21 protein-coding genes and 1 tRNA gene are annotated in these 24,693 nt (G+C 71.8%); 12 read left to right on the top strand and 10 right to left on the bottom strand.

The genetic code is table 11. The features are described from left to right. Positions 1-208: 208 nt before the first annotated feature. The 3 genes from WMF46_RS33365 to WMF46_RS33355 form a co-directional block, all read right to left on the bottom strand. Positions 209-2,377, bottom strand: a complete 2,169-nt coding sequence (locus tag WMF46_RS33365) for a protein kinase domain-containing protein (protein WP_437980896.1) — start codon at positions 2,375-2,377, stop codon at positions 209-211. After that, a complete protein-coding gene (locus WMF46_RS33360) occupies positions 2,374-3,663 on the bottom strand; it encodes a TIR domain-containing protein (RefSeq protein ID WP_437980895.1) in 1,290 nt (429 codons plus the stop codon). Before WMF46_RS33360 ends, WMF46_RS33365 begins: the two co-directional genes overlap by 4 nt. Positions 3,664-4,004: 341 nt before the next feature. After that, positions 4,005-4,769 (bottom strand): hypothetical protein, encoded by a 765-nt coding sequence (locus tag WMF46_RS33355; RefSeq protein ID WP_437980894.1) that lies wholly within the window; start codon positions 4,767-4,769, stop codon positions 4,005-4,007. 137 nt (positions 4,770-4,906) lie between these two features. Here WMF46_RS33355 and WMF46_RS33350 point away from each other — a divergent pair, with 137 nt between their 5' ends. Next, positions 4,907-5,377 (top strand): hypothetical protein, encoded by a 471-nt coding sequence (locus tag WMF46_RS33350; RefSeq protein WP_437980893.1) that lies wholly within the window; start codon positions 4,907-4,909, stop codon positions 5,375-5,377. Here WMF46_RS33350 and WMF46_RS33345 read toward each other — a convergent pair. The 3 genes from WMF46_RS33345 to WMF46_RS33335 are packed head-to-tail and all read right to left on the bottom strand — an operon-like array spanning position 5,374 to position 8,456. Next, a complete protein-coding gene (locus WMF46_RS33345) occupies positions 5,374-6,051 on the bottom strand; it encodes a hypothetical protein (RefSeq protein WP_437980892.1) in 678 nt (225 codons plus the stop codon). The genes WMF46_RS33350 and WMF46_RS33345 overlap by 4 nt on opposite strands. Beyond that, positions 6,048-6,983 (bottom strand): PEGA domain-containing protein, encoded by a 936-nt coding sequence (locus tag WMF46_RS33340; protein ID WP_437980891.1) that lies wholly within the window; start codon positions 6,981-6,983, stop codon positions 6,048-6,050. The genes WMF46_RS33345 and WMF46_RS33340 overlap by 4 nt, the downstream gene beginning before the upstream one ends. Before the next feature lie 15 nt (positions 6,984-6,998). After that, complete coding sequence (locus WMF46_RS33335) at positions 6,999-8,456, bottom strand: serine/threonine-protein kinase (protein ID WP_437980890.1); 1,458 nt, start codon at positions 8,454-8,456, stop codon at positions 6,999-7,001. Between the two features lie 448 nt (positions 8,457-8,904). Here WMF46_RS33335 and WMF46_RS33330 point away from each other — a divergent pair, with 448 nt between their 5' ends. The 6 genes from WMF46_RS33330 (at position 8,905) to WMF46_RS33305 (ending at position 15,127) form a co-directional block, all read left to right on the top strand. Then, positions 8,905-9,555 carry an Isoquinoline 1-oxidoreductase subunit gene (locus WMF46_RS33330; RefSeq protein ID WP_437709716.1) on the top strand — a complete coding sequence of 217 codons (651 nt, stop codon included), beginning with the start codon at positions 8,905-8,907 and terminating at the stop codon, positions 9,553-9,555. Then, a complete protein-coding gene (locus WMF46_RS33325) occupies positions 9,552-10,010 on the top strand; it encodes a (2Fe-2S)-binding protein (protein ID WP_437294175.1) in 459 nt (152 codons plus the stop codon). The genes WMF46_RS33330 and WMF46_RS33325 overlap by 4 nt, the downstream gene beginning before the upstream one ends. A gap of 2 nt (positions 10,011-10,012) precedes the next feature. Next, the gene (locus WMF46_RS33320; protein WP_437980889.1) at positions 10,013-12,274 is read left to right on the top strand and encodes a molybdopterin cofactor-binding domain-containing protein; all 2,262 of its coding nucleotides are present in this window, start codon (positions 10,013-10,015) and stop codon (positions 12,272-12,274) included. Between the two features lie 175 nt (positions 12,275-12,449). Then, a complete protein-coding gene (locus WMF46_RS33315) occupies positions 12,450-13,142 on the top strand; it encodes a DUF969 domain-containing protein (protein WP_437980888.1) in 693 nt (230 codons plus the stop codon). Continuing rightward, positions 13,139-14,095, top strand: a complete 957-nt coding sequence (locus tag WMF46_RS33310; protein ID WP_437980887.1) for a DUF979 domain-containing protein — start codon at positions 13,139-13,141, stop codon at positions 14,093-14,095. The genes WMF46_RS33315 and WMF46_RS33310 overlap by 4 nt, the downstream gene beginning before the upstream one ends. 12 nt (positions 14,096-14,107) lie before the next feature. Then, complete coding sequence (locus tag WMF46_RS33305) at positions 14,108-15,127, top strand: DUF2891 domain-containing protein (RefSeq protein ID WP_437980886.1); 1,020 nt, start codon at positions 14,108-14,110, stop codon at positions 15,125-15,127. A gap of 59 nt (positions 15,128-15,186) precedes the next feature. Here WMF46_RS33305 and WMF46_RS33300 read toward each other — a convergent pair. Beyond that, positions 15,187-15,261, bottom strand: a tRNA-Gly gene (locus WMF46_RS33300). Between the two features lie 245 nt (positions 15,262-15,506). Next, complete coding sequence (locus tag WMF46_RS33295; RefSeq protein WP_437980885.1) at positions 15,507-17,132, bottom strand: sigma 54-interacting transcriptional regulator; 1,626 nt, start codon at positions 17,130-17,132, stop codon at positions 15,507-15,509. A gap of 151 nt (positions 17,133-17,283) precedes the next feature. On the opposite strand from WMF46_RS33295, the gene WMF46_RS33290 reads away from it, so the two are divergent. The 4 genes from WMF46_RS33290 (at position 17,284) to WMF46_RS33275 (ending at position 22,017) form a co-directional block, all read left to right on the top strand. Next, positions 17,284-18,456 (top strand): cytochrome P450, encoded by a 1,173-nt coding sequence (locus tag WMF46_RS33290; protein WP_437980884.1) that lies wholly within the window; start codon positions 17,284-17,286, stop codon positions 18,454-18,456. A gap of 54 nt (positions 18,457-18,510) precedes the next feature. After that, complete coding sequence (locus WMF46_RS33285) at positions 18,511-19,764, top strand: hypothetical protein (RefSeq protein ID WP_437980883.1); 1,254 nt, start codon at positions 18,511-18,513, stop codon at positions 19,762-19,764. Between the two features lie 369 nt (positions 19,765-20,133). Next, positions 20,134-21,153, top strand: a complete 1,020-nt coding sequence (locus tag WMF46_RS33280) for an STAS domain-containing protein (RefSeq protein ID WP_437980882.1) — start codon at positions 20,134-20,136, stop codon at positions 21,151-21,153. A 75-nt stretch (positions 21,154-21,228) separates the two neighbouring features. Beyond that, positions 21,229-22,017, top strand: a complete 789-nt coding sequence (locus tag WMF46_RS33275) for an ATP-grasp domain-containing protein (protein ID WP_437980881.1) — start codon at positions 21,229-21,231, stop codon at positions 22,015-22,017. A gap of 130 nt (positions 22,018-22,147) precedes the next feature. Here the strand turns inward: WMF46_RS33275 and WMF46_RS33270 are convergent, their stop codons facing one another. Both WMF46_RS33270 and WMF46_RS33265 read right to left on the bottom strand, forming a co-directional pair. Continuing rightward, entirely contained in the window at positions 22,148-23,212 is a 1,065-nt protein-coding gene (locus WMF46_RS33270) for a peptidase dimerization domain-containing protein (RefSeq protein ID WP_437980880.1), read from the bottom strand. Positions 23,213-23,242: 30 nt separating this feature from the next. Then, positions 23,243-23,539: a hypothetical protein gene (locus WMF46_RS33265; RefSeq protein WP_437980879.1), complete on the bottom strand. Its 297-nt coding sequence runs from the start codon at positions 23,537-23,539 to the stop codon at positions 23,243-23,245. 696 nt (positions 23,540-24,235) lie between these two features. On the opposite strand from WMF46_RS33265, the gene WMF46_RS33260 reads away from it, so the two are divergent. Continuing rightward, positions 24,236-24,607, top strand: coding sequence for a 6-pyruvoyl trahydropterin synthase family protein (locus WMF46_RS33260; RefSeq protein ID WP_437980878.1), 372 nt, complete (start codon positions 24,236-24,238; stop codon positions 24,605-24,607). The last annotated feature ends 86 nt before the right edge of the window (positions 24,608-24,693 follow it).

Below are 24,693 nucleotides of genomic sequence, written 5' to 3'. Positions count from 1 at the left end.
ATGCGACTGGTGGATCATCGCACTCGGGTCGGGCCACCGCGGCACGATCTACATGCTCGATCCCGGCGCGCAGCAGGCCGTCAAGCGCGACACCCTCGCCCCGCTCCGCGAGCGCAACGCCCTCACCGCCGAGACCAACGCGCTGTCCGCGATCGCCACGAAGGGTCGAGCGCCGCTTGGCCGTCGCGTCCGGCGAGCGATGCGATCCCTATCGCGCCGCCGCCGCTCCACGCGCCGCATCCGGCGCATGGTCCGCAGGGACCTCCGCCGACGCTAGCCACGCGGCCCGGAGCGCGTCCGAGAACGCAGCTGCATCGCGGAATCGGCCGTCCGACCTCCACTCGAGCGCCCGCTTGAGCACGTGTTTGACGGCCGCCGAGCACGAGAGCCGCTCGATCCACTCCTCCGTGTTGCGCAGCACGTCGAGCGGCAGCTCTTCCCCACAAAGTCCGAACACCGCCGACATCGCGAGGCCGTACACGTCGGCGCGCGCATCCGCGTCCTGCGGCCGGTGCAGCAGCTCAGGGGCCGCATAGATGAACGTCCCCAGAGCCCCGGTCCGCGTCCCGCCCGTCGTGTCCGCGCCGCTCACCAGATCGAAATCGGTGAGCCGCGGCGATCCCGACTCGTCCAGCAAGATGTTCGCAGGCTTGACGTCGCGGTGCACATACCCCTGTGCGTGTGCCTTCGCCAGCGCCTCTCCGACCTTCAGGACGACCGGCAGCACCGCCCCCCCGACGATTCGCTTCTCCAGCACTGCCCGCCGGAAGTCACCCCCGGTGGCGAAAGCCATCACAAAGTAATGGAAGCCACCATCGTTGCCGTGTGTCTCGACGACGCGCACCACCGCTTCGTGCACGAGCTCCGCCATGATCCGCGCCCCGCGAAAGAATCTCTCGAGCCGGATCGCGTCTCCACCCAGGTGGCTGTGAAGCACCTTGATCGCGACCTGTTCGTTCCTGTCGCGATCGAGAGCCCTCCACACGCGCCCGAACCCGCCGCTTCCGAGGGACTCGAGCAGCAGATAACGTCCATCCCCGAGACTATCGCCAGCTTGAAGCTGGCTGCCCTCCCTGAGCTGTCGGCGCAGGAAGAGGATCTCCTGCTCCACCGCCACGGTGATCACCCCAGCCTCCTGGAGCGATCGCTTCCGGTTCCGCGCCGCTTCGAGGCGCACGCTCAGGGAGCGGATCTCCTCATTGGCATACTTCGGTGTGAATGGCGTCAGCGGCGCGTCCGGGGCGACGCGGGGGGCCGGCTCCGCCTCCAGCAGCTCGGCTTCCAGCGTCATGAAGGATTCTCGTTCGGCGCGCGACAGGGGCCAGTAATCGTAGTCTACCGGTGCGTCCTCCTCGTGAACATGACGGGATGGCGTCAGATCGAACGGGCCACCCGTCCCGAAGACCCGCCGATAGATATCATTCCGGAACGGCTTGACGCCGCGGCCGATGCCCACGAGCGCGAGCTCCTGTCGCCCTCGCTCATCGACTGCTTCCCGGGTGCAGAGGCGCCGGAAATCCGAGAGCAATAGAGCGTTTTTGACGACCGTGTCATACATGCTCTTGAAATGGACGTTCCGGGGCGCGCCATGCACGATGGCATCGACCGCCGCGTCGACATCGGCTGCGCCGATCCGTGAGCTCGCGGTCACGGCCGTGCTCCACAGCTGCTCGAGCACGAGCTGGCAAAGATAGACGGAACCTCCCGTGTGCCTGTAGAGCCTCGCGTGCACCAATCCGTCGGTGGCTGTGCCCGACTCCGAGAGGTGCAGCGAGAGCTGCTTGACCTGCGCCGGGGACAGATCGTCGAGCTCGACTTCGATGCCGACGTTGAAGGGAGAGCGAAGCTCATCCTCGATGAGGCGAGACGGGTGCGCTGCCCCTGACAGCACGATCTGAAGCCGATTGAGCCGCTCCTCGACAGCACGCTGGTTGAAGAGGGATCGGATCTGGCTGAAGAATTGCTCCTTATAGCGGGCGTCGATCAGGACGTCGATTTCATCTACGAACAGGACGAGCCGCTCCGGGAACGTCGACAACCAGTGAAGGAAGGTGTCCTCCGGGTAGTCCGAGTCGATGTTGTCGCTGGCGAGTTGCGCGCTGCGGGCGACCGCGCCCAGGAAGCGGCGCCAAAACGCGTCGTAGTCGTCGATAGGGAACGGCGAGAGATCGACGAACGCGCACCGGAACACGTTCGGATCGAGGGCGCTCATCGTGCGCACGATAAGGCTCGATTTGCCGCTCTGCCGCGGCGCCACGAGGTACGGGTATCTCTGGTTGTCTTCGATTTCCTTTCTGAGCTCGCGATCGGCGCGCCGTTCAACGTACGATTTGCCGCTGAAGGTGCCTGCCGCGCGGTAAGGGATCCCGGAAGTCATCCGTAGCACCTCTTGTCGCCGAGCCGCGCCAGAAGCGCCTCGGAGGGGAGCCCGGCTTGCGCGGCCTCGAATAGCTCATGGCAGATGCACTGCACCGCTCTCGGGTGGCGGTTCGATATGCGGATGATCTCACTCCGGTGCGCTCGCGCCACCCTCTGCGCGGGCAGCGGCAATAACGAGAGCAGCCTGTCTATCTCTGCGTCCGAGAGCGGCACCACCTGGATCGCGAGCCATCCGTCCTGGTGCTTCGGGTTGTCGAGCCCACGTGCGGCGAGGAACTCATCGATGGAACAAGGAAGGCAGACGACCACGCGCACGCTCTGCTCGTCCATCATCGCCAGGTGGTGGAGCGACGGGACGAACAGCCGGGCGACGTCCGGCGTGAGGTGGCCTAGCTCGTCGAGCAGGAGGGCGATGGGCCGCCGGGTGGCCACGTCAGCGAGGCCCATCCAGTCGTTGGCCTTGCCGATCTGGCGTTGAATCAGCTCGAAGAAGCGCTTGTAGAACGCGTTGACGTCGTCGGTTCGAAACGCCTGTAGATCGAGATGGCACGTGTTCCTGCTTCGCCTCAGCTGCTCGCGGGTACGCACGAGGAGGCTGGATTTGCCCATCCCGTAGGCGCCGTTGATCACGATGAGCGGGTATCGATCCAGCGCGGACCCGAGCTCATGATCGCAGGTACGCTCGACATAGGAGCGCTTCTCGGGGCTGAGGGCGCCACGCTTCTGGAAAGGGTTGTCCCGCGGGGGTTCGAGCTCGTCATCGCCGAGCTTCGGAGCGACCCGCAGCGGTGCGGCCGGGCTCGCACCCTCCGACGTCACCGGCGGCCGCTCGCGGCGGGGGCCATGTCGCAGCGCTGCCTGGAGGCCGAGGACAATGTCCTTCCATGCCTCATCCCGTACCTGCCAGCTCGTCACGGCCTTGCCATTCCGCGGGAGCGCTGCGAGCGCAGCGAAGGGGGCCTCTTGCCAGGCGCACTCGCGCACGATGATCGGGATGACCTCCGCTTCTCCAGCGCGCCGTCGCGCGAGCGCGCGCTTCACCACGAGCTCGTGGCAATCGTCGGACGCGAGGAAATCAGCGCTGACGAGGAGCAGGATCACGTGCGCGGCATCGACGTGTTCGTTGATCGCGGCCTGGGCGTCGTCGCCGGCTTCGATCTTCCGGTGATGCCAGCCCCTGATCTCTCCGCGTCGCATCAGCGCTGCGAGATGCGCTTCGAGCTCATCTCGCAGCGACTCGTCCTTATGCGAGTAGGAGAAGAAGACGTCGATAGGGGGCGGCATGGCGTTTCGCCGAGGCGGTGCGGGGGACGGTGCTGCAGTATACACGACCTCCCGCCGGCCCGCCGTGGCAGGAGCGTGGTGGCGGCCGTCCCCGGCGCAGCGCGCGAGAAGAGCGGCCCCGCCGGGCTCAAGCCGGGCATGGCGAGGTGGGGCGGCGCGCCGATAAATATAGCCAGGGTCTGTGGGGTGTACACTTCGGAGATGTCACGCACCCTGGCATCCGAGCCGTCCGGCCCGCGCCCCGGATCGCCGCGCGACAGCGGGGGGCGCAGGAAAGGAGCGATCCACCTGTGCGAGGAGAACCTCTCGCCACAGCACATCCCGGACCGCTCCAGTCCGCGTCAGGCGGCCGAAGAAGCCGCGCGCGCCTTCGCGTTTGCCTCCCTGGCATAGGGCTGCCGCTTGCCGGCAAGGCTATTCCGAAAGCTTCCGGTGCGTCTTGGCGCGCGCACATCAGCGTGGGCGAGCTCCGCAGAGCGCGCGGGCGCTCGCGAGCGGCAAGACTCCGGGGGCGAGTCTACGCGAGCGTTGGGCCCGATCGTCGGCCAAAGCTTGCTCACGCCTCCGGTGGCACCGGCAGCCCGAGCAGCCGATGGATCGCGGCGTGAACGACCCGGGGCGCGCAGGTAAAAGAAGGCGGATCGCTGCGCGAAGAAGTGTGGCGCTGTGAACCGAAGTGGCGGGCCCCGCGCGTCGCAGAGCGCGCCAAGGGGCGCATCGGGGTGCCGCGGGCACACATCGCCCTCCGGGCGTTGGTCTGGCCCGGGATGTTCTTGCAGCTGCGCGGCGTCCCTGAGCGCCTTGCGGCGCAGGACGGTGCTCTTCCAGTACGGCGGCCCTTGGTTGGGTGAGCGGCCTAGATCGTCGGTCGGCTCACCGAGCGCGGTGAGGAAGCGGGCGATGTTGCTCGGTTCGGTGATCATGGCGACGAGCTTCATCCTGCCCTTGCAGGCCGGGCACTCGAGGAAATCGAGCGCAAGCGTGCGGCGCAGAAGCTCGGCCCACGGCCGGTAGCCGCCCCGCTTGCGTCTGGGAGCGGGCTCGTCGTCCGCCTTCGCGGGCTGTTGCGGCTTCGCAGGGCGCGGTCCGATCAGCTTGCGCGCCAACGTGGGCGGCTAGCAGACGCGAGCACCCCCGCGTACTTGCCGTGTGAAACCGCGGCGGCGGGACGCTGGCCGCGAGCCGGCACAGGAGCGAGAGCGGGTCCACATCGACCGCGACGGTCCCGTCGGCAAAGGCGCGCTTGAGCGACAGCCCCGGGCCGACCGAGGCCGCGGACAGGAGGGCGCGGGCGTTCTCGCTGCTCGTCCACGCCTACGACCAGACCCGCCGCGCCGTCGCGTACCTGCGCTGGGACGAGGAGGACGCCGATACGATCGCCCCCTCTCTCTACAAGGGCCGCACTGGCCGCGCGACGGCGCACAGCGACACCGTCGCCGCCCCGGGCGACGAGGCGCCGGCTGCACCGGCGGCGCCCGGCGCTGCGACCCCCGCAGCGCCGAACGGCACGGCGGCACCTGCTGCGCTGAACGGCACGGCGGCGCCCGCGGTGCCCGGCGCCGCACCGGACGGCACGGCGCCTACCGACATCGCCGCCCGCCTCCGCGGCGAGCGCTTCTCGCTCCCAAGGATCGGCAGCCCAGGCGAACGCACCGGCGGAGAGCAGGCAGACTCCCCCGCTTGCGGTGCCGCTCGCGAGGCGGGATCGAGCTAGTCGCCGGCCGCGCACGCCGGGGGAGGGCAGCGGCCTTCCAGGATGTCGCGGCACACCTTGTCGCGCGCCTTCTTGTCGACCGCGCCGAGCGCGACGTAGATCTGCTGCGTGCTGCACCCGAGCGACCCCTCGACCGTGAGCGGGCCGCACGCGTTGAACACCTCCGGCGCCGGCAAGGCCGCGCAGAGGGCCTCGCAGGCCGCGATGTCCGCGAGCTCGATCGGGCATATGGCCGCGTAGAGCGTGCACATCGCCTCGCACCGCCCGACGCACCCGGCGTCGCCCTCCGGGCCGAGCGGCCCGGCCGCGGTGCAGCCGGCGGGATCGCCGGTCTCCGCCGCGCGGCACCCGGCATACCCCTCGGGCGACGGCATCGCCTCGCAGACGGTGCAGCACGCCTCGACCGACGGGTACTGCGGCGTGAGCTCGCAGAGATCCATCGACCGGGCGCAGTGCGCCGAGCACGCGGCGATCTCGCACGGGCCAGCCTCCTGCGTGGGCGGAACCCAGCTCTCCGGGCTCCCGTCGCCGGCGTCGCCCGCGGCGGCGCCGCTGTCGATGCCGTCGCCCTCGGCCGAGGTGGCGCCGTCCTCGGCGTCGGGCAGCGGGGCGACGACCTGACACCCGGCGAGCCACGCGGCGAACGCGCAGGCGGCAGCGCGACGCGCCCTCACAGCGTCCCCCGCATGCTGATGTAGCCCGGACCAACCGCCCAGGTGACGCTCGAGGCCGGGGTCTTCGAGCGCTCCAGGCCGAGGCTGATGCCGCCGACGGCCGCGCCGGCGATAGCGAGGCCGAACCCCACGTTCGAGACCCAACCCAGGGCGTTCGCGTCGCCTCGCGCATCTTCGGAGCAACCCGAGGCGCCCTGCCGGCACGCCTCGGCGAGGTCGCTCCTCGCGCTCAGGTAGGCCGCGCCCACGCCGAGCCCCACCGCCAGCCCGGCGCCCGAGGCCACGAACCCGCCGATGGCCCACGGCGAGACGCCGTCCGGGCGGGGCTCCGGGGTGAGGGCGACGTCGAGCGCCGTGATCTCCCGCTCCGGGACGTAGACCCGCTGCCGGGCGCCGACGTAGCCGTCGGCCTCGATCTCGACCCAGTGGTTGCCGGGATCGATCAGGGCCCCCTCCGAGGAGGCCTTCACCTCCTGGCCGTCGATCCGGAGCTTGGCCCCGGCGGGGCTCGGCACGAGCCGCACCTTCAGCCGGGGGATGCGGTCGTCGAGCTCGTCGCGCAGGGCGTCGGCGCGGCGCCGCGCCTGCATGAACGGCCAGGGCTCCCCGGGGAGCGCGCGCGACGAGGCGATCGTGGACGCGAGCTCGCGCGCCTCGCTGAGCCGGCCGATCGCGGCGAGCGCCTTCGCCACCTCGATGGAGGTCGAGGGCACGCGGACGAGCTGCTCGGCGCGCTGGTAGGCGCGGAGCGCCTCCGCGTACCTCCTCAGGATGAAGAGCTCGTCGCCCAGGTACACGAGCTCCCGGGCGTCGCGCCGCGCCTTCTCGTCGGCGGCGTCGCCGGCGGTGTCCGCCGCGTCGCCGGCGAGCGCCGGCGGCGACGCGAGGATCAGGCTGGTGATCATCAGCAGCGTGCTGGGCCGGGGGCGCATGGGTCTCCTCTCCTGTCAGAAGCCGAGATCGCGGCGCCAGCGCGTGCGCGTCGCGACCGTCTTGACCGGCGTTGCGGTCGGCGCGGCGAGCGCCGCCGGCAGGGCGCTCGGGGCGCCAGACACGGCCGTCACCCTGGCGTCGGCGGTCGCCCGGGTCGCAGGCTGCGCCGTGGCCGCAGGCTGCGTCGTGGCCGCAGCCCGTGCCTCGGCCTGGTGCGGCCTGGCGTCGTCCTGCGCCGTGGCCGCCGCTCGCGCCTCGACCTGCGGCGCCGTGGCCGCGGCCCGCACCTCAGGCAGCGGGCCCCTCGTCTCGCACTGGGCCGCGGATTCGACGGCGGCGGGGGCGGCGCGCCCGGGCGCTCCGCCGGCCATCATCGCGAGCGACGCGGTCTGCGCGGCCGGCGCGGTCCGGGTGACACCGGATGCCCCCGCCCACGCCAGGGTGCTGAGGCCCATCACGGCGCCCGCGGCCAGGGCCCAGGTGCGCGTCCGCGCCCGCTGCCGGGGCGAGCTCACGCCCACGCCCAGCGTGCCGAACGGCAGGAGCGTGGTCACGAGAGACGAGAAGCCTTCGCCCGAGCCGAGGGCGTCGCGCGGGGGCATGAGCTGGGTCTGGACGGGCCGCGCGGCGCACGGGGCGGCGACGGCGGTGTCCAGCGCCTCGAGGACGGCGCGGGCGCTCCGGGCGCGGCGCGCCGGGTCGGGCTCGAGCAGCGAGAGGACCCAGGCGTCGATCGCGGGCGGCACATCCGGGGCGAGCCGGGACGGCGGCGGGGGCGGCCCGCGGTCGATCGCCACGGCCACCGCGGCGACGGTGGCGCCGCCGAAGGGGATCTGCCCGGTCAAGCAGAAGTAGGCCACGACGCCGAGGGCCCAGAGATCGCTGTGCGGTCCGACCCGCGCGCCGCCCGCCATCTGCTCGGGCGACATGAAGTGCGGCGTCCCCAGGATGGCGCCCGTGACGGTGAGCCGCTCGGCCTCGTCGAGGGTGTTCTTGGCGATGCCGAAGTCGAGCACCTTCACGAAGGGCTCCCCCTCGCCCTCCACGAGGAAGATGTTCTCGGGCTTGATGTCGCGGTGAACGATCCCGGCCTCGTGCGCCCTGGCCAGCGCGGCGCAGAGCTGGCGGAGGATGGACACGGTCTCCTCGAGCGAGAGCCGCCGGCGGCGCTCCACCAGATCTTGCAGCGTCTGCCCTTCGAGGTGCTCCATCACGATGTAGGGGACCCCCTGGTCGGTGAAGCTCACATCGAACACGCGCACCACGTGCGGGCTCTGGATGCGGGCCGCGGCCTCGGCCTCCCGGTGGAGGCGCACGACGGCCAGCGGGTGGTCCATGTACATGTCGCGAAGGAACTTCACCGCGACATGGGTCCTGAGCGCGACGTGCTCGGCGAGCCAGACGCTCCCCATCCCTCCCTGGCCGAGCGCGCGGATGAGCCGGAGCTGGGAGCCCACGTGCATTCCGGGCATCGGCCCGCGCTCCGAGCTCGACGCGGTGTGGCAGCCTGCCTCAGCTGGGGCGATCAGGCAGGGCGATGGCTGGGTGGCCTCGCCTATTCCTAGCGTCTTGCTCATGCCGGAGCTGGCTTGCACGCCGCGAGCCATCGCTCCGGCGGAGGGGTTGCGAGGACATGCGCCGGCGTCGGGGTGTCGCGTCGTGGCGTGGAGCCGCGCTGCGCAGCGCCCTCGTGACAGTTCGCTACAGGCGCGGCAGCGGCTGCGCTGCGCGCGCTGTCGACACCGGCTCACGGACGTTTCACGGCCGCCGTCATCGCGCGCTCCACGCGCCGCCCTGTCGCCGGAAACCGTGACGTAACGCGGGCTTCGCTGTCGGTGGACGCGACGGGAGACGCCCCGTGGGCGCAGATCGAATCGGGGCTTGTCGTCCGCGCGCCGGGTCACCAGGGTAGGCCGGGCGATGCAGCCTCTCCTCCTCTGGTCCCTGCTGGCTGGCGTCGGCCTCCTCGCCGCGGCGTGCGACTCGCGTCCCGCGGAGGCGCCCAGGCCGGTCGTTCTTCCGCCCGTCGCTCCGGGCGAGCTCCGCAGTCCGGAGGCGTTCGCGGCGATCCGGGACGACGACGCGCGCGCGGCCTCGCTCTTCCTGGAGGCGAGCAAGGTGCTGCTCCACCCGCGCTGCGTGAACTGCCACCCTCATGATGGCGTCCCGCGCCAGGGCGACGCCGGCGAGCGCCACAGCCCGCCGGCCGAGCGCGGTCCGAACGATCGCGGGGTGGCGGCGATGGAGTGCACGTCGTGCCATCAGGCGCAGAACCTCGAGCTCGCCCGCGTCCCCGGGGCGCCGGGCTGGCACCTCGCGCCGGCGGAGATGGCGTGGCTCGGGCGGTCGCCGGCGGCGATCTGCGCGCAGATCAAGGATCCGGCGCGCAACGGCAAGAAGACGCTCGCGCAGATCGTCGAGCACTCCAACCGCGACGAGCTCGTGGCGTGGGGGTGGGCGCCCGGCCACGGCCGCACGAAGGCGCCCGGCTCGCAGGCGGCCTTCGGCGCGCTCGTCGACGCGTGGGTGAAGGCGGGCGCGGCGTGCCCGCCCGAGGAGTCCCGACCATGATCATCCTGAAGGTGAACGGCGCGGAGCAGAAGCTCGACGTGGATCCGGACATGCCGCTCCTCTGGGTGCTGCGCGACGTGCTCGGCCTCACGGGGACGAAGTACGGCTGCGGCCAGGCGCTCTGCGGGGCGTGCGTCGTGCACCTCGACGGCGAGACGGTGCGCGCCTGCGTGACGCCGGTGAAGCGCGCCGCGGGCGGCTCGGTGACGACGATCGAGGGGCTCAGCCCCACCGGCGATCACCCGCTGCAGCGCGCGTGGGTGGAGCTCGGCGTCCCGCAGTGCGGCTTCTGCCAGGCGGGGCAGATCATGAGCGCGGCCGCGCTCCTGCGGAAGAACCCGCGGCCCTCGAACGACGACATCGACAGGTCGCTCGCCGGCAACATCTGCCGGTGCGGCACGTACACGCGCATCCGCGCGGCGGTCCGCAAGGCCGCCGGCCTTCCCACGGAGTGAAGATGGAACAGCAACGCGTCGTCCTCCTCCGCCGCTCCTTCCTCGCGGGGCTCGGGCTCGCGGTGGGCGGGCTCGCGCTCGGGGTCGCCGAGGCCGCTCCGCCCGCGCAGCCTACGCCCAGCGTCCCCAAGGCGGAGCCCGGGCTCCGGACCGGGGTGTTCCTCCACATCGCGCCCGACGGGACGGTGTCGATCGTCTCCCACCGGTCCGAGATGGGGCAGGGGATCCGCAGCTCGCTGCCGGTCCTCGTCGCCGACGAGCTCGGCGCGGACATGGCGCGGGTCAAGATCGTGCAAGCCGACGGCGACAAGGCCTACGGCGATCAGAACACCGACGGCTCGCGCAGCGTGCGCGGCGGCTACGAGCCGATGCGGCGCGTCGGCGCGACAGCGCGCGCGATGCTCGTCGCGGCCGCGGCCAGGAAGTGGCGCGTCCCCGCCGCGGAGTGCGTCGCCCAGCAGCACGCGGTCCACCACGCGAAGTCGAAGCGCTCGCTGGACTTCCGCGAGCTCGTGGCCGACGCGGCGAAGCTCCCGGTGCCCGACGCGGAGACGGTCGCGCTCCGCCCCGCCTCGGAGCTCAAGCGCGTCGGCGGCCCGCTCCCGCTGCTCGACGGCCCTGCCATCGTCACGGGCGCGGCCCTGTTCGGCGCGGACGTGCGCCTGCCCGGCATGCTCACCGCGGTCATCGCGCACCCGCCGGTCGTGGGGGGCAAGGTCGTGCGGTACGACGGGGCCCGCGCGCTGGCGGTCCCGGGCGTGAAGAAGCTCGTGGAGCTGCCGGCGCCGAAGGGCGCCGGGGTGGGGTTCCAGCCGCTCGGGGGCGTGGCGGTCGTGGCGGACACGACGTGGGCCGCGATGCGCGGCCGCGCGGCGCTGCAGATCACATGGGATCACGGCGAGAACGCGTCGTACGACTCGGCGAGCTACCGCGAGGCGCTCTCGCGCGCGGTGCGCGCGCCGGGCAAGGTCGTGCGGAAGGTCGGCGATGTCGACGGGGCGCTCAAGGCCGCGGCGCGCACGGTCGAGGCCGAGTACTACGTGCCTCACCTCGCGCATGTGGCCATGGAGCCGCCCTCGGCGGTGGCGAAGGTCGACGCGGGCGGCTGCGAGGTGTGGGCGCCGACGCAGAACCCGCAGGCGGCGCGGACCGAGGTGGCGCGGGCGCTCGGCGTCGACGAGGGCAAGGTCACCGTGCACGTGACGCTCCTCGGCGGCGGCTTCGGCCGGAAGTCCAAGCCGGACTACGTGGCCGAGGCTGCGCTGCTCGCGCGCGAGCTGGGCGCGCCGGTGCGCGTGCAGTGGACCCGCGAGGACGACGTGCAGAGCGGCTACTTCCACAGCGTCAGCGCGCAGCACCTCACGGCGGGGCTCGACGCGGGCGGCAAGGTGACGGCGTGGCTGCACCGGACGGCGTTCCCGCCGATCCCGTCGACGTTCGACGCGAAGGTGAAGACCCCGAGCGACAACGAGCTCGGCCTCGGCGTGCTCGATCTCGCGCTCGCGGCCCCGAACGTCCGCGCCGAGGCGTGCGACGCGCCGGCGCACGTCCGGATCGGGTGGCTCCGGTCGGTCTGCAACATCTTCCACGCCTTCGCGGTGCAGAGCTTCATCGACGAGATCGCGCACGCGCGGCAGGCGGATCCGCGCGAGGTGCTGCTCGAGGTGCTCGGCCCTGCCCGGAAGGCGACGCCCGCCGAGCTGGGGGTCGACAAGGTCCCGAACTACGGGGCCTCGATCGAGCAGCACCCGGTCGACGTCGGCCGCCTCCGGCACGTCATCGAGCGGGTGACGGAGCTCTCGGGGTGGGACGCCGCGCGCAAGGCGGGCCGCGCGCTGGGCCTCGCCGCCCACCGGAGCTTCCTCACGTACGTGGCGGTCGTCGCCGCGGTCTCGAAGGACGCGCTCGGCAAGGTGAAGGTCGACGAGGTGTGGCTCGTCGCGGACCCCGGCACGGTCATCAACCTGGACCGCGTGCGCGCGCAGATGGAAGGCGCGGTGGTCTTCGGGATGAGCATCGCGCTCCACGGCGCCATCACGATGAAGGGCGGCGCGGTCGAGCAGACGAACTTCCGCGACTACCCGGTGGTGCGGAGCCCGGAGGTGCCGGCGCGGATCCACGTGGAGATCGTGAAGAGCGACGCCCCGCCCGGGGGCGTCGGGGAGCCCGGGGTGCCGCCGGTGGCGCCCGCGATCGCCAACGCGGTGTTCGCCTTGACGAAGACGCGCGCCCGGGAGCTCCCGCTGCGGCGCCTGGGGCTGTGATGAGGGCAGGACGCGCGGAGGGGTGAGCGACAGGAGGCCGCCGCGAGCGGCCCGGATGGATTGAAAAGCTGAAATTGGCGACGGCAGCCGCCGGGGGCCTTGGTCGCGCACGAGCGGCCGTGGACCGTGCCGTCGACGGCTTGCGGCGTCGCCCGCGGACACGAGGGTAAGCAGCATGCTCACGTTCCTCGGGGTCGTGGTCGTGGTCGTCGGCTTCGTGGCCCGGATCCATCCGCTCCTGGTCGTCGCGGCGGCCGCCATCGTGACCAGCCTCTCCGCTGGGATGGGCCTCGTCGAGGGGATCTCCGTCCTGGGCAAGGCGTTCAACGACAACCGTTATGTGAGCCTTGTCTGGCTCGTCCTGCCGGTCATCGGCCTCCTCGAGCGCTCGGGCCTCCAGGAGCGGGCGCGCGCGCTGATCTCGCGGGTGAAGACGGCCACGACCGGGCGCATCCTGCTCGTGTACTTCGTTGTGCGGCAGCTCAGCGCGGCGCTCGGCCTGACCTCGCTCGGCGGCCACGCGCAGATGGTCCGGCCGCTGATCGCGCCCATGGCCGAGGCGGTGGCGGAGAACCGGTATGGACCGCTGCCGGACAGGACGCGCTGGCTGATCCGCGCCTCGGCGGCGGCGGCCGACAACGTGGCGCTGTTCTTCGGAGAGGACATCTTCCTCGCCATCGCGTCCATCCTGCTGATCAAGGCGTTCCTCGAGCAGAACGGCATCTTCGTGGAGCCGCTCCAGCTGTCGGTCTGGGCCATCCCCACGGCGGTCCTGGCGCTCCTGATCCACGGGACTCGGCTCCTCCTGCTCGACCGGCGGCTCCACCGCGACCTCGCCCGCGCGGACGCGGGGAAGGCGGCCGAATGATCACGCTCGATGTCGTCTACGTCGTGGGAGGGCTGTTCTTCGCGGCGTCGGCCGTCCTGAGCGCGGTCGACCGCGAGAACTCGAGGCGATGGAAGAACACCCTGTTCTGGGGTCTCCTGGCGATGAGCTTCCTCTTCGGCTCGCGCCTCGGGGATCTCGGCAACGGGGTGCTCGTGATCTCGCTCGTGCTCCTCGCGGGCGTCCGGGGCCTGGGCCAGGGGCGCCCCGCCACCACGACACCCGAGGAGCGGCGCGCCAGCGCCGAGCGGCGCGGCGACCTCCTCTTCGTCCCGGCGCTGATCATCCCGGCGACCGCCCTCCTGGGCGCGCTGGTCCTCAAGCGGGTCGAGATCCGCGGCGCGCACTTGCTCGACCCGAAGCAGGCGACGCTGATCTCGCTCGCCCTCGGCGTGGTGCTGGCGCTCGTGGTCTCCGTGGCCTGGTTGCGTCCGCCCCTGCTCGCGCCCTTGCAGGAAGGCCGGCGCCTGCTCGACATCGTGGGCTGGGCGGCGATCTTGCCCCAGCTGCTGGCCGCGCTCGGGGTCGTGTTCGCGGTCGCGGGCGTGGGGGACGTGGTCGGCGAGCTGGCCGGGAGCGCGCTCCCGAGCGGCGGCCGCCTCGCCGCGGTGGCCGCCTATACCGTGGGCATGGCGATGTTCACGGTGATCATGGGGAACGCCTTCGCGGCGTTTCCCGTCATGACCGCGGCCGTGGGGCTCCCCCTGATCGTGCGCCGGCTCGGCGGCGACCCGGCGATCATGAGCGCCATCGGTATGCTGTCCGGCTTCTGCGGGACGCTGATGACCCCCATGGCCGCGAACTTCAACATCGTCCCAGCGGCCCTCCTCGGATTGCCGGATCGCGACGGCGTGATCAAGGTCCAGCTCCCCACCGCGCTGCTCTTGCTGATCGGGAACACGCTCCTCATGTACCTGCTCGCCTTCCGGCGCTGAGGTCGCCATCGCATGACACACGCCCTGACACCGGACATCGCCTCGCGTCTCGCCGCCATCGCGCTCGGGCACGTGACGAGGGAGTATCCGAACAAGCTCGATCACGTCATGGCCGGCCCCGAGGACGTGAAGGGCCCGCGCGACCTTCACCCCATCTTCCACGGCAGCTTCGACTGGCACTCGTGCGTTCATGGCCACTGGCTCCTCGCGCGGATCCACCGCCTCTTCCCTGGTGTGCCCGGCGCCGCGCCGGTCCGCGGGCTGCTCGAAGCGCAGCTCACGGGCGAGAAGGTCGCCGGCGAGCTGGCCTATCTGCAGCGGCCGTCGAGCCGCGGCTTCGAGAGGCCGTATGGGTGGGCGTGGCTGCTGATGCTGGCGGCCGAGCTCTCGCGGTACGAGACCGAGGAGGGGCGGCGCTGGGCGGCCGCGCTGGCCCCGCTCGGCGACGCGTTCGCCGGCCGGCTCCTCGAGTACCTGCCCAGGGCCACGTATCCGGTCCGCGCCGGCGCGCACACGAACAGCGCCTTCGCGCTCGCGCTCGCGCAGGAGTACGCCGCCGTGAAGGGCGATGAGCGGCTGTCGCTGCGCTGCGCCGAGGCCGCGCGCGCCTGGTACGGCCGCGACGCGGACTGCCAGGCGTGGGAGCCCTCGCAGGACGATTTCCTCTCGCCCGCCCTCATGGAGGCCGAGTGCATGCGCCGGGCCCTGCCCGGACCGGAGTTCCGCGGCTGGTTCGCGCGGTTCCTGCCGCGGGCGGCGCGCGGCGAGCCGGCGACCCTGTTCGAGCCCGCGACGGTCAGCGACCGCAGCGACGGCAAGATCGCCCACCTCGACGGGCTCAACCTGAGCCGCGCCTGGTGCTGGCGCTCGCTCGCCGCGGCGCTGCCCGAAGGGGACGCGGTCCGCGCCCGCGCCCTCGACGCGGCGGAGCGGCACCTCGACGCCAGCCTGCCGCACGTCGCGGGCGATTACATGGGCGAGCACTGGCTGGCGAGCTTCGCCCTCCTCGCGCTGGGCGAGGGCGTCGATTGACGCGCCACGGGGCCGCGGAGCGGTGCTCAGCGGCGGCCGGTGTTGCAGCGTCTATGTCGTGGAGCGGGAGACGGGATTTGAACCCGCGACGTCAACCTTGGCAAGGTTGCACTCTACCACTGAGTTACTCCCGCAAACGGCGATTCCAGCGCTCAGGAAACCACTCTCGTGCGGCGTGGACAGCGATGAGGCTGAGCGCGCCGGGACCTCCGAGGAGGTCGTTTCCGTCGATGGGCGCGGAGGAGTACCAACCGACGTCGCCCTAGTCAAGCACCGATGTGCTGGTCGTGCAGCTTCTCAGGAACGGAGAGCTGGGCCCCATGGTTTTCCGGGTTCCGGCACCGGCGGGGCCCGCCCGTCGTCGACACATGGCGCCTCTCTACCCCGCGTCGCGGGCGTACCTCCTGAGCTTCCGGTAGAGCGTCGACGCGCCGATCCCGAGCTCCGCGGCGGCGCGGGCCTGGTTGCCGCCGTGCCGCTCGAGCGCCGCGAGGATCGCTCGCCGCTCGACGCCCTCCAGCGTCCGCGCGGCCGGCTCCTCGCCCCCGCCGCCGGCCGGCGCGGCGCCGCGGACGTCGTCCGGCAGGTCCTCCAGATCGGCGACGCCGTCCCGCGCCAGGGCGACCGCGTGCTCCACGGCGTTCTCCAGCTCGCGCACGTTGCCGGGCCACCCGTGGCGCTCCAGCGCGCCCTCGGCCTCCGGCGTGAAGCCCGCGACAGGCCGATCGAGCCGGCGTGCCGCCGCCGCGAGCAGCGCCCGCGCGAGCGGCAGGACGTCCTCCCGGCGCTCGCGGAGCGGCGGCAGGTGGATCTCGATGACCCGCAGCCGGTAGTAGAGATCCCGCCGGAAGCGGCCCGCCGCGGCGTCGGCCGCGAGATCGCGGTTCGTCGCCGCGAGGATCCGGGCGTCGACGGGGCGGCTCGCGTTCTCGCCGACGCGGCGCACCTGCCGCTCCTGGAGAGCGCGGAGGAGCTTCGCCTGCACCCCGGGCGGGGCCTCGCCGACCTCGTCGAGCAGCAGCGTGCCCCCGCGGGCCGCCTCGAACAGACCGGCGCGGTCGTGGGTCGCGCCGGTGAACGAGCCGCGCGCGTGCCCGAAGAGCTCGCTCTCCAGCAGCGTCTCGGTGATCGCCGCGCAGTTGACCGCGACGAACGGGCCCGCGGCGCGCGCCGACGCGCCGTGGATGAGCCGCGCCACCCGCTCTTTCCCGGCGCCGCTCTCGCCCGTGAGCAGGATCGTCGAGTCCACCGGCGCGACCCGCCGCGCGCGGTCGAGCGCCCGCTGCATCGCCTGGCTCTCCGCGACGAGCGGGGTCGGCGGCTCGCCTCGCGGCGCCGCCAAGGGCAGGGCGCTCGCCTTCGCGTCGAGCGCCCGCCCCATCGCCCTCCGCGGCGGCGCGGCCTCGCGGAGCGACGGGTCGAGCACGCTCTCGCGGAAGAACGGCAGGTGCTCCTCGAGCGCGCCGCCCCACGCGGCGCGCGTCCGGCCCTGGAAGTGGCAGACGTCGTCGCCCCGGGCGATGCACCGATCCTCGATGACGTAGACCGCCTCGCCCGTCGCCCGGGTCATGTAGCCGCTCGCGATGCCGGCGAGCATCCAGCAGACCGGCTCGTCCGCGCGGCCGAGGTGCAGCAGGTGCTGTTCGGCCTCGTACGACGAGAGCAGCGTGGCGCCGCGCGAGGCGAGGGGCGTCGTGTCCCCGGGGGCGAGCCGGATGAAGCCCTGCAGCGTGTGGAGCAGGGCCCCCGCGCCGTGCAGCTCGGCCTCGCTGTCCCAGGGGAGCCGGGACACCATCGCCGCCGCCATCCGGGCCCCGTGCTCGACGCCGAAGCGCGTGAGCACGGCGCGCGCCCCCGCGTACCCCGCGAGCCGGACGAGCTCCTCGCGCAGCGTCCCGAGCGCCCCGGCGTCGAGGATGACCGCGCGCTCCCCGGCGAAGCGGACGACGCCGCCGCGCGCGTCGATGTCGAGCAGCTTCCGGATGTCGAGATCGGCTGCGCGCATGGGACGACCTTATCAAGGTGACAGGCGTGACCGGTCACCCTGACCGGCGGGCTCGCGAGGCGCCACGGACGCGCCGCGGATCTCCCGTTGAAACGGCCTCGCCCGCGCGGGCCCGGCGTGTGCTCGGGGCCATCGCGGGAGGTCTCTTCGCATGAGCGAGCGCGTGGACATCATGACACCCGCCTTCCGGGCGGATCCTTATACGCCGTACGCGGCGATGCGCCGTGAGGCGCCGGTCTGCCAGGTGGATCCTGGCGGCATGTGGGCTGTGAGCCGGTACGCCGATGTCGCGACGGTCCTCCGGAGCCCGGAGCGGTTCTCGTCCCAGGGGTTCCGGGCCGCATGGCAGCCGGCGTGGGTGGGGCACAACCCGCTCGCGAGCTCGATCCTGGCCATGGAGGGCCCGGATCACGCGCGGCTCCGCGGCCTGGTGAGCCGGGCGTTCGGGGCGCCGGCGATCGCGCGCATCGAGCAGCGGGCCCGCGATCTGTGCGAGCGGCTCGCGGGCCGCCTCGACGGCGAGGTCGACTTCATCGCCGCGGCCGCGGCGCCGCTGCCGGCGTTCGTGATCAGCGAGCTGCTCGGCCTGGATCACGCGCTCGAGCCGCACTTCAAGCGGTGGATGGACGATCTCCTGTCCGTGACGCCCGAGCCGGCGAGCGCCGAGCACGCCGCCCGCGTCCGCGCCACGATCACGGAGCTCGACCGGTACATGGCCGACGTCATCGCGGCCCGCAGGCGATCGCCCTCCGACGACCTCGTGAGCGAGCTCGCCCGAGCCGGCGAGCTCCTCGGCGACCGCGAGATCATCGATCTGCTCGTCAGCATCCTTGGCGGCGGCCTCGAGACAACGACCCACTTCCTCGGCAGCTCGATGCTCCTGCTCGCGGAGCGCCCCGCGGAGCTCGAGCGGCTGCGCGCCTCGCCGCAGCTCATCCCGAGGTTCATCGAGGAGATGATGCGTTATGACGGCCCGACCCAGTCCGTCCCCCGGCTCACGACGTCGGACGTCGCGCTGGCCGGCGTGACGATCCCCGCGGGCTCGCTCGTGCTGGCCCTGGTCGGCTCGGCGAACCGCGACGAGCAGCGCTTCACGGAGCCCGATCGGTTCGATCTGCACCGCGGGCAGCCGAGCCTGACCTTCGGGCACGGCGCGCACTTCTGCCTTGGCGCGGCGCTGGCCCGGATGGAGGCGAAGGTCGCGCTCGAAGTGCTGCTCCCGAGGATCGGCGAGGTGACCCGCGCGCCGGGCGAGATCCCCTACAACCGCACGCTCACCGTGCGTGGCCCCGTGTCGCTCCCGCTCCGCTTCAGGCCGGCCTGAGATACGAACAAATTGAGGGGATTTGTCAGGTCCTGTTCTGCACAATGGCTGTCCATGCGATATCGAGCGTTCCTGCCGCTGGTCTTCGCTCTGCCGGCGTGCGGCCCTGCGGCCGCGCCCTCGCCTGTCGCGGGCGCTGCGCCCGCCGTGGCCAAGGCGGCGGCCTCCGCGGCGCCGTCTCCGTCGGCGCGCGCCGTGGGCGTCGCGCCGGCGCCTGCCGCGAGCGCCGCGCCGGCGCCGCAGAGCGCCTGTGCGCTGGAGCGCGGCTTCCACGGCACGATCGGGCCGAAGCTCGAGGTCTTTGCGCGGCTCGAGCGCGACGGAGGGACCGTGTGGGGCCGCTATTTCTATGCCCATGTCGGCGTCGACATCCCGCTGGCCGGGTCTGTCACCGACGCCGGCGAGCTCGCGCTTGTCGAGGGCGATCCGGCGCGTCCGACGGGCGAGTTCGCGGGCACCTGCCGGGCCGACGGCCACCTCATCGGGACGTGGACGAGCCCGCGGGGCGCCTCGCTGCCGTTCGACCTCGCCTCGGTCGGCGCGCGCGATGTGCTGCTCGTGGCCACGAAGAAGAGGGCGCGCCGCTTCCCGCCGCGGCCGAACCCCGATGGCCCGTCCGACGGGATCGGGATCCCCTTCGAGCCTGGCGAGGCGTGCAGCGAGGAGCTCGCCTGGCCTGAGATCTTCGGCGCCGCGACGGCGACGAGCGAGGCGGCCCTCAACCGCGCGCTCGAGAGCGGCACGTGGGTGTTCGGGCCGGGAGACGAGGCGAGTTTGCGCGCGTGCAAGGCGGGCGAGCGAATGGCCGCATCGCGCACCTTCGAGATCTCCCTCAACGAGAAGGGGCTGCTCGCGGTCCGCTCCCACGATGCGATGCGGTACGAGGGCGGCACGCACCCCTGGGATCCAGGGCCCGAGCGCTGGCAGGTGCTCGACGCGCATACGGGCGCGCCCGTGACCCAGCTGCTCGACCGGTCCGCCGCGTCGAAGAAGGCGCTGCGGCCCTTGCTGGAGCGCTGCCTCGCGTCGTTTGCCGACGGCGACGCGACCGTGCTCGAGCTGCTGCGGGAGCGCGTGAGCCTCGACAACCCGGATCTGCTCCTCCTGCCGACGCCCGGCGGGCTGAAGCTCGCCGCGACCGGGTATCCGCCGCCGCTGCGCGTGCTCGAGGGCGATGGCCCCATCCTGACGTGGGCGGCGCTCGCCGCCGCGGGCGCGGTCGGCTCGAGGAGCCCGCTCGCTCGCCTCTGGGAGGGCCGCAGCGCGGCCGCGGCGGCGGACCCGTGCGCCAAGCAGGGGTCGCCCTGAGCCGGACCCGATCGGGCCTGTGAACCCGACCCGGGTTGATGCGACAACCGACAACCCGACGCGGGTTGAGGCATCCTCGGCAATCCCATGGTGTGACGAACCCGGGAACCTGGCCGGATCTCACCGAGCTCGACAGCTGGATTCGCCGCGCCCTCGTGATCAGCGATGCAAGTGAGCTCCTCATCCAACAGACGTCCGTCGGGTTGAAGCCCGCCGCGACCGGAGATAGAACGCAGCGCGCCTCCTGTCGGCGTGGGCCATCATGTCATCAACGCGCCCGCGCCGCGCTCGTCGGACGCGACCCAGCCCACACCGCGGCCGTCTTTTCCGGGGAGGATGCTCGTCACGGAGCGCGCGGACCGAAAGAACATGGAACAGAAGACAACTCCGACGATCACCGAGCTCGAGCGTGAGATCGATGCGCTGCGCCGGCGCGTTGCCGAGCTGGAGATCCCCGCGCGCCGCTACAAGGCCCTGCTCGACGGGGGCATCGTGAGCATGATGATCTACGATGGCGAGAGCCGCGTGCTCGAGGTGAATCGCCGGTGGGAGCAGCTCTGGAGCTTGAGCCTCCGGGATGTCGCCGGGTGGCGCTTGCTGAAGGACGAGCAGGTGTCCGCCAATGGGTCGATGCCCCTCGTCGAGCAGGCGTTCTGGCGGGGCGAGGCCACGGCGTTGCCCACCATTCGCTACGATCCGGTCCAGGCAGACACGCTCCAGAAGGGAGTGGCCCGCTGGGTCGCCTCCTCGCTCCATCCCATCAGCGACGCTGAGGGCAACGTGGCCGAAGTGCTGCAGATTCACGTGGACGTCGGCGAGCTCAAGCGGTCCGAGGACGAGCTGCGGATCCAGACGGAGCAGCTCGAGGCCGCGATCGCCGAGCGGACCCAGCGGCTCGAGGAGCAGCTCCGCGTGAGCGAGGAGCAGCAGCGCGCCATTGCCGCGCTGTCCACGCCCGTGCTCAGGCTCTGGGACGGCATCCTCGCGCTGCCGCTCATCGGCCAGATCGACGCCGAGCGCGCCGCCCGTATCCTCGACGTGCTGCTGCAGGCGATCGTGGACACGCAGGCGGAGCATCTGATCATCGACGTCACCGGCGTGCCTTTCATGGACGCGGAAGGGGCTCGCCACCTCCGCGACACGGTGCGCGCTTCCTCGTTGCTCGGGGCGCGGTGCGCCATCGCGGGCATCTCGCCGGTCATGGCGAGATTGCTGATCGACTGCGATCTGGGCTTCGATGGTGTCCCCATCGTCACGAGTCTCCAGGACGGGCTTCGGCGCTTGTTGTCCAGCCGCAACGGCGATCGAACGATAGGCGCCGCTGGCGCCGTCGCCGCCGGCGCCCAGAGGCGGGATCCCGCGCGCCGCGGTGAGCCGCGAGAGCGCTGAAGTTCAGCCGGCGCGGAGGAGCGACGGCGGGCGTTCGAGCCTCGCGCTGCCGGGGATCGTGCTACATCCGAGCGCGTGCCGACGCTCGTCCTCTCGCAGCGCTATAGCCCTGACTCGAACGCGCTGTTCGCCGCTGCCCTCGCGGCCGGCTGGGACATCGAGCGCATCCGCTCGTTCCGCTGCCCCGAGGGCCTCGCGGCGCGCGACCCCGTGCTCTACGGCGAGACCATTCTCGCCGACGCCATCATGGACGACCTCGAGGTCGCGCTGCTCGAACCGACCGCCGACTGGCTGCCCCGCCTGCCCCAGCGCCATCGCCTTCGCAGCGTGCGCCTCACGACCCTCGAGGATGCGCTGGCGCTCCGTGAGCCTGCGTTCATCAAGCCAACGGATGAGAAGCTGTTCCCCGCGCGCGTGTACGCGGACGGCGCTGCGATGGATCCGGACCCGCGGCTGCCGCTGGATCTGCCTGTCCTCGTGAGCGAGCCTGTGGTGTTCGAGGTGGAGTTCCGATGCTTCGTGCTGGAGCGCGAGGTGGCGGCGCTCTCGCCCTACATCCGCGGCGGGGAGATCGCGCGCAACGCGGCGGGCGACTGGGAGGCGGATTCAGCGGAGGTCGAGGCGGCGTCCGCGTCCATCCGCGCGGTGCTCACCGACGCTGACGTGGAGCTCCCGCCCGCGGTGGTCGTGGACGTCGGGCGCATGGCAGGGCGGGGCTGGGGCGTCGTCGAGGCGAATCCCGCCTGGGCCTCGGGGATTTGTGGGTGCGACCCGGCAAGGGTGCTGCCCGTGCTGCAGCGGGCAACCGTGCCACGCAGGATCGTCTCGGAGGCAGAACAGCGCTGGCTGCGGCGCGTCGGGTGAGGGATCTGAAGTATCCCTTCGAATTTTCGGGAAATTCACAGGGAGGCGGGGAGACGGGGAGTGAAGTCCCATGAATCTCCCCGTCTCCCCGCCTCCCTGTTCAATTTTTCTCTGAAGATGCCAACAGAAGTCACGCCATCTTGGCGAACCACTGATCGAGGATGGTTTGCGCCCGCGCGAGCTCCGAAAGCTCCGTCACCTCGTTCAGAGCGTGCATCGTCCGCTCCGCGCCCGGTCCGAAATTCGCCGCCGGGATCCCGAGCGTCGTGAAGCTTGCGACTTCCGACCAGGTTTGCCGGGCCTCGACGCCTTGAACGCCGCTTTGTTCGAGAGCCGCGATGAGCGCGTGGTTCCGGTTCGGCGGCGCCGGACGGGAGAGCTCCTCGAACCGGACGGCCCCCACGCGGTCCACGAGCGCCATCAGCCGCTCTTGCGAGGTATGGGAGCTGGTGCTCGGACCGTACGTGTGGTGCACGTTCACTTCCAGGTGGTCTGGCACGACGCTGCCGGAGCGGCCCCCGTGCGCCGAGGTGGCGTTCATCATCTCGTACCAGGTGAGGCCGTCGACGACGTCGGGTACGGGCTCGAACGCGGCCAGCTGAGAGAGCACGCGCGCGAACTTGTGAATCGCGTTCACGCCGGCCCCGGGCAGCCCGCTGTGCCCCGTGCGGCCTGCAAACGCCAGCGTCGCGTGCGTGGAGCCTCCCGAGCCGAGCTGAAGCTTGTTGTCCGTGGGCTTGAGCACCAGGGCGAAGTCGGCCCCCCGGAGCTCGGTATCCTGCTTCATGACCACCCTGAGCTCGCTCGCGTCGAAGCCGCACGCGCCGCGCGCGTGAAACACGAGGGTGATATCGGCGTGTACCTGCGGCCGGCGCTCGGCCAGATCGAGCATCAGGCAGAGGCCGCTCTTCTCTGCGGCTCCCGCGCCGAGCGCGCGGTTGTTCTCCGTCCGCGCTTCGCCTCGTTGCCCTGCGTTCGCCACGTCGAGCTGCCCGACGAGTAGAATCTTGGGGCCTCCCGACCCGCGCGTCAGCGGCGCCACGAGAGAGTCTCCGTAGCGGCGTGGCGGTGAAGCCGAGGGGAGCGCCGCGAGACGTTGAGCGAGCTCGTCGGCCAGGTTGCGCTCCTCACCGGTAGGCGAGGGGATCCTGCACAGCCACAGCAAATTCTCGAGTAGTTCCACGTCGACCTCCAATCAGACCAAACGATGCGCGCTGGCTCCCCCTCAGTCGTACCGGAATTTTCGGTACCAGGACACTAGCCAGAAGGCGAGTATCGCTCCCAGCACGGTCACACCCTTGCCGGTGAGCGAGAGCCTGGGGTGAAGCGCGATGGGCAGCGCGCCGGCCGCGAAGATCGCCGCGGGTTGCGCGAGATGGATGATCCGCAGATCGGCGAGGCCTCGCGGGCGACGCACCCGCAGGGGAGCCCCACCGAGCGTGGTCGACGCGCCGAAGTACGGCCTGAGCTCGCGCACCAGCGCGTCGTGCGAGGCATCCTGGTCGGGCACGCCCTGCAGCACGAAGCGCGTTGCGGCCCACCGCGAGTACGGCGACGGGAGGGTAACCGCGACGCGGCCGCCGATAGATGACAGCGACGGTGGCTTCCTCCTCGAGCGAAATCCCGCGGGATGGGATCTCGGCCCGGATTCGGCGCTCGTCAGCGTGAAGGCGGATCACGTGCGGCACGCAGGATCCTTAATCCGGTGGAGTTGCGCAGGCGAGCGGATCCACGCCATCGCCGCTCCGCCATGGCCATGCCGCCCGCCGTGAGGCAGCGGGGTAGGCGAGATCCAGCACGAGGGACGGTTTCCTTCCGCGACCCGCTTCCTCCCTCAAAGGGACGCTGTATCAACAATTTGTCCATGCAAAGGGCCCGCATGAACTTCGCAGCTTGCGGGCGATCCTGCTCGCCATGGAGCACGCGCCGGAACCGGCCGTTCCGGGCGGGTACGCCGGACATGGCACCGCCGGAGACGGATGAGCTGATCACGCGGGCGGCTGTGCCGTTCGTGGAGGCGACTGCGGTCGCGAAGATGGCTGGGCTGCTGCGAGGTTCGCCGGCTGAGGCTTCCGCCGGGCCAGCGGATCTCTTGCCCCGGCGCTATGATCGTCACCAGCGAGGGGACGTGTCCCTCGCGGTCGCGCGCGTGGCCGAGGTGCTGGCGGGCGTCAGGAGCTGATCGCGCCCGGGGGGGCGCCCAACCGAGGAGACCGAGATGTACGAGCTCACGATCGAGCGCCTCCTGCATGTCGCCCACGCGCTGCGGCTGCACGACGGCAAGTACGAGCCGCTGCACTGCCACAGGTGGCGGGTCCACGCCCAGGTGTCGGCGGAACGGCTCGACGCGATCGGCGGGGTCATGGACTTCAACGAGCTCGATCGGTTGCTCGCCGACGCTATCACGTCGTTCGATGGCAAGACGCTGAACCATCTGCCCGAGTTTGCGGACCTCAACAGCTCGAGTGAGCGCATGGCCGAGGTCCTTTATCGCAAGCTCGCGCCGCGGCTGCCGCCGGGCGTACGCCTCGACTGCGTGACCCTCCTGCGCGACGATGCGATCCGCGCCCGGTTTACGTACAAACCCTAGTCGGGCCCGTCTCAGGTCTTTGCAGGGATGGCCAGCGAACACGCCGCCGATGAACTCGCCGCGGGCAGCCACTCCCGAAAGAATTG

This window comes from Sorangium sp. So ce117, assembly GCF_051524395.1.
In the GTDB taxonomy this organism is placed as follows: Bacteria; Myxococcota_A; Polyangia; order Polyangiales; family Polyangiaceae; genus Sorangium; species Sorangium cellulosum_B.
The sequence above is the reverse complement of the archived record's forward strand: the minus strand, read 5'-3'. Positions and strand labels throughout refer to the sequence as shown.

Coding starts and splice junctions, on each gene's coding strand:
- WMF46_RS33365 (WP_437980896.1), bottom strand. CDS start 2,377: ATGACTTCCGGGATCCCTTACCGCGCGGCAGGCACCTTCAGCGGCAAA.
- WMF46_RS33360 (WP_437980895.1), bottom strand. CDS start 3,663: ATGCCGCCCCCTATCGACGTCTTCTTCTCCTACTCGCATAAGGACGAG.
- WMF46_RS33340 (WP_437980891.1), bottom strand. CDS start 6,983: ATGCGCCCCCGGCCCAGCACGCTGCTGATGATCACCAGCCTGATCCTC.
- WMF46_RS33335 (WP_437980890.1), bottom strand. CDS start 8,456: ATGCCCGGAATGCACGTGGGCTCCCAGCTCCGGCTCATCCGCGCGCTC.
- WMF46_RS33330 (WP_437709716.1), top strand. CDS start 8,905: ATGCAGCCTCTCCTCCTCTGGTCCCTGCTGGCTGGCGTCGGCCTCCTC.
- WMF46_RS33325 (WP_437294175.1), top strand. CDS start 9,552: ATGATCATCCTGAAGGTGAACGGCGCGGAGCAGAAGCTCGACGTGGAT.
- WMF46_RS33320 (WP_437980889.1), top strand. CDS start 10,013: ATGGAACAGCAACGCGTCGTCCTCCTCCGCCGCTCCTTCCTCGCGGGG.
- WMF46_RS33315 (WP_437980888.1), top strand. CDS start 12,450: ATGCTCACGTTCCTCGGGGTCGTGGTCGTGGTCGTCGGCTTCGTGGCC.
- WMF46_RS33310 (WP_437980887.1), top strand. CDS start 13,139: ATGATCACGCTCGATGTCGTCTACGTCGTGGGAGGGCTGTTCTTCGCG.
- WMF46_RS33305 (WP_437980886.1), top strand. CDS start 14,108: ATGACACACGCCCTGACACCGGACATCGCCTCGCGTCTCGCCGCCATC.
- WMF46_RS33295 (WP_437980885.1), bottom strand. CDS start 17,132: ATGCGCGCAGCCGATCTCGACATCCGGAAGCTGCTCGACATCGACGCG.
- WMF46_RS33290 (WP_437980884.1), top strand. CDS start 17,284: ATGAGCGAGCGCGTGGACATCATGACACCCGCCTTCCGGGCGGATCCT.
- WMF46_RS33285 (WP_437980883.1), top strand. CDS start 18,511: ATGCGATATCGAGCGTTCCTGCCGCTGGTCTTCGCTCTGCCGGCGTGC.
- WMF46_RS33280 (WP_437980882.1), top strand. CDS start 20,134: ATGGAACAGAAGACAACTCCGACGATCACCGAGCTCGAGCGTGAGATC.
- WMF46_RS33260 (WP_437980878.1), top strand. CDS start 24,236: ATGTACGAGCTCACGATCGAGCGCCTCCTGCATGTCGCCCACGCGCTG.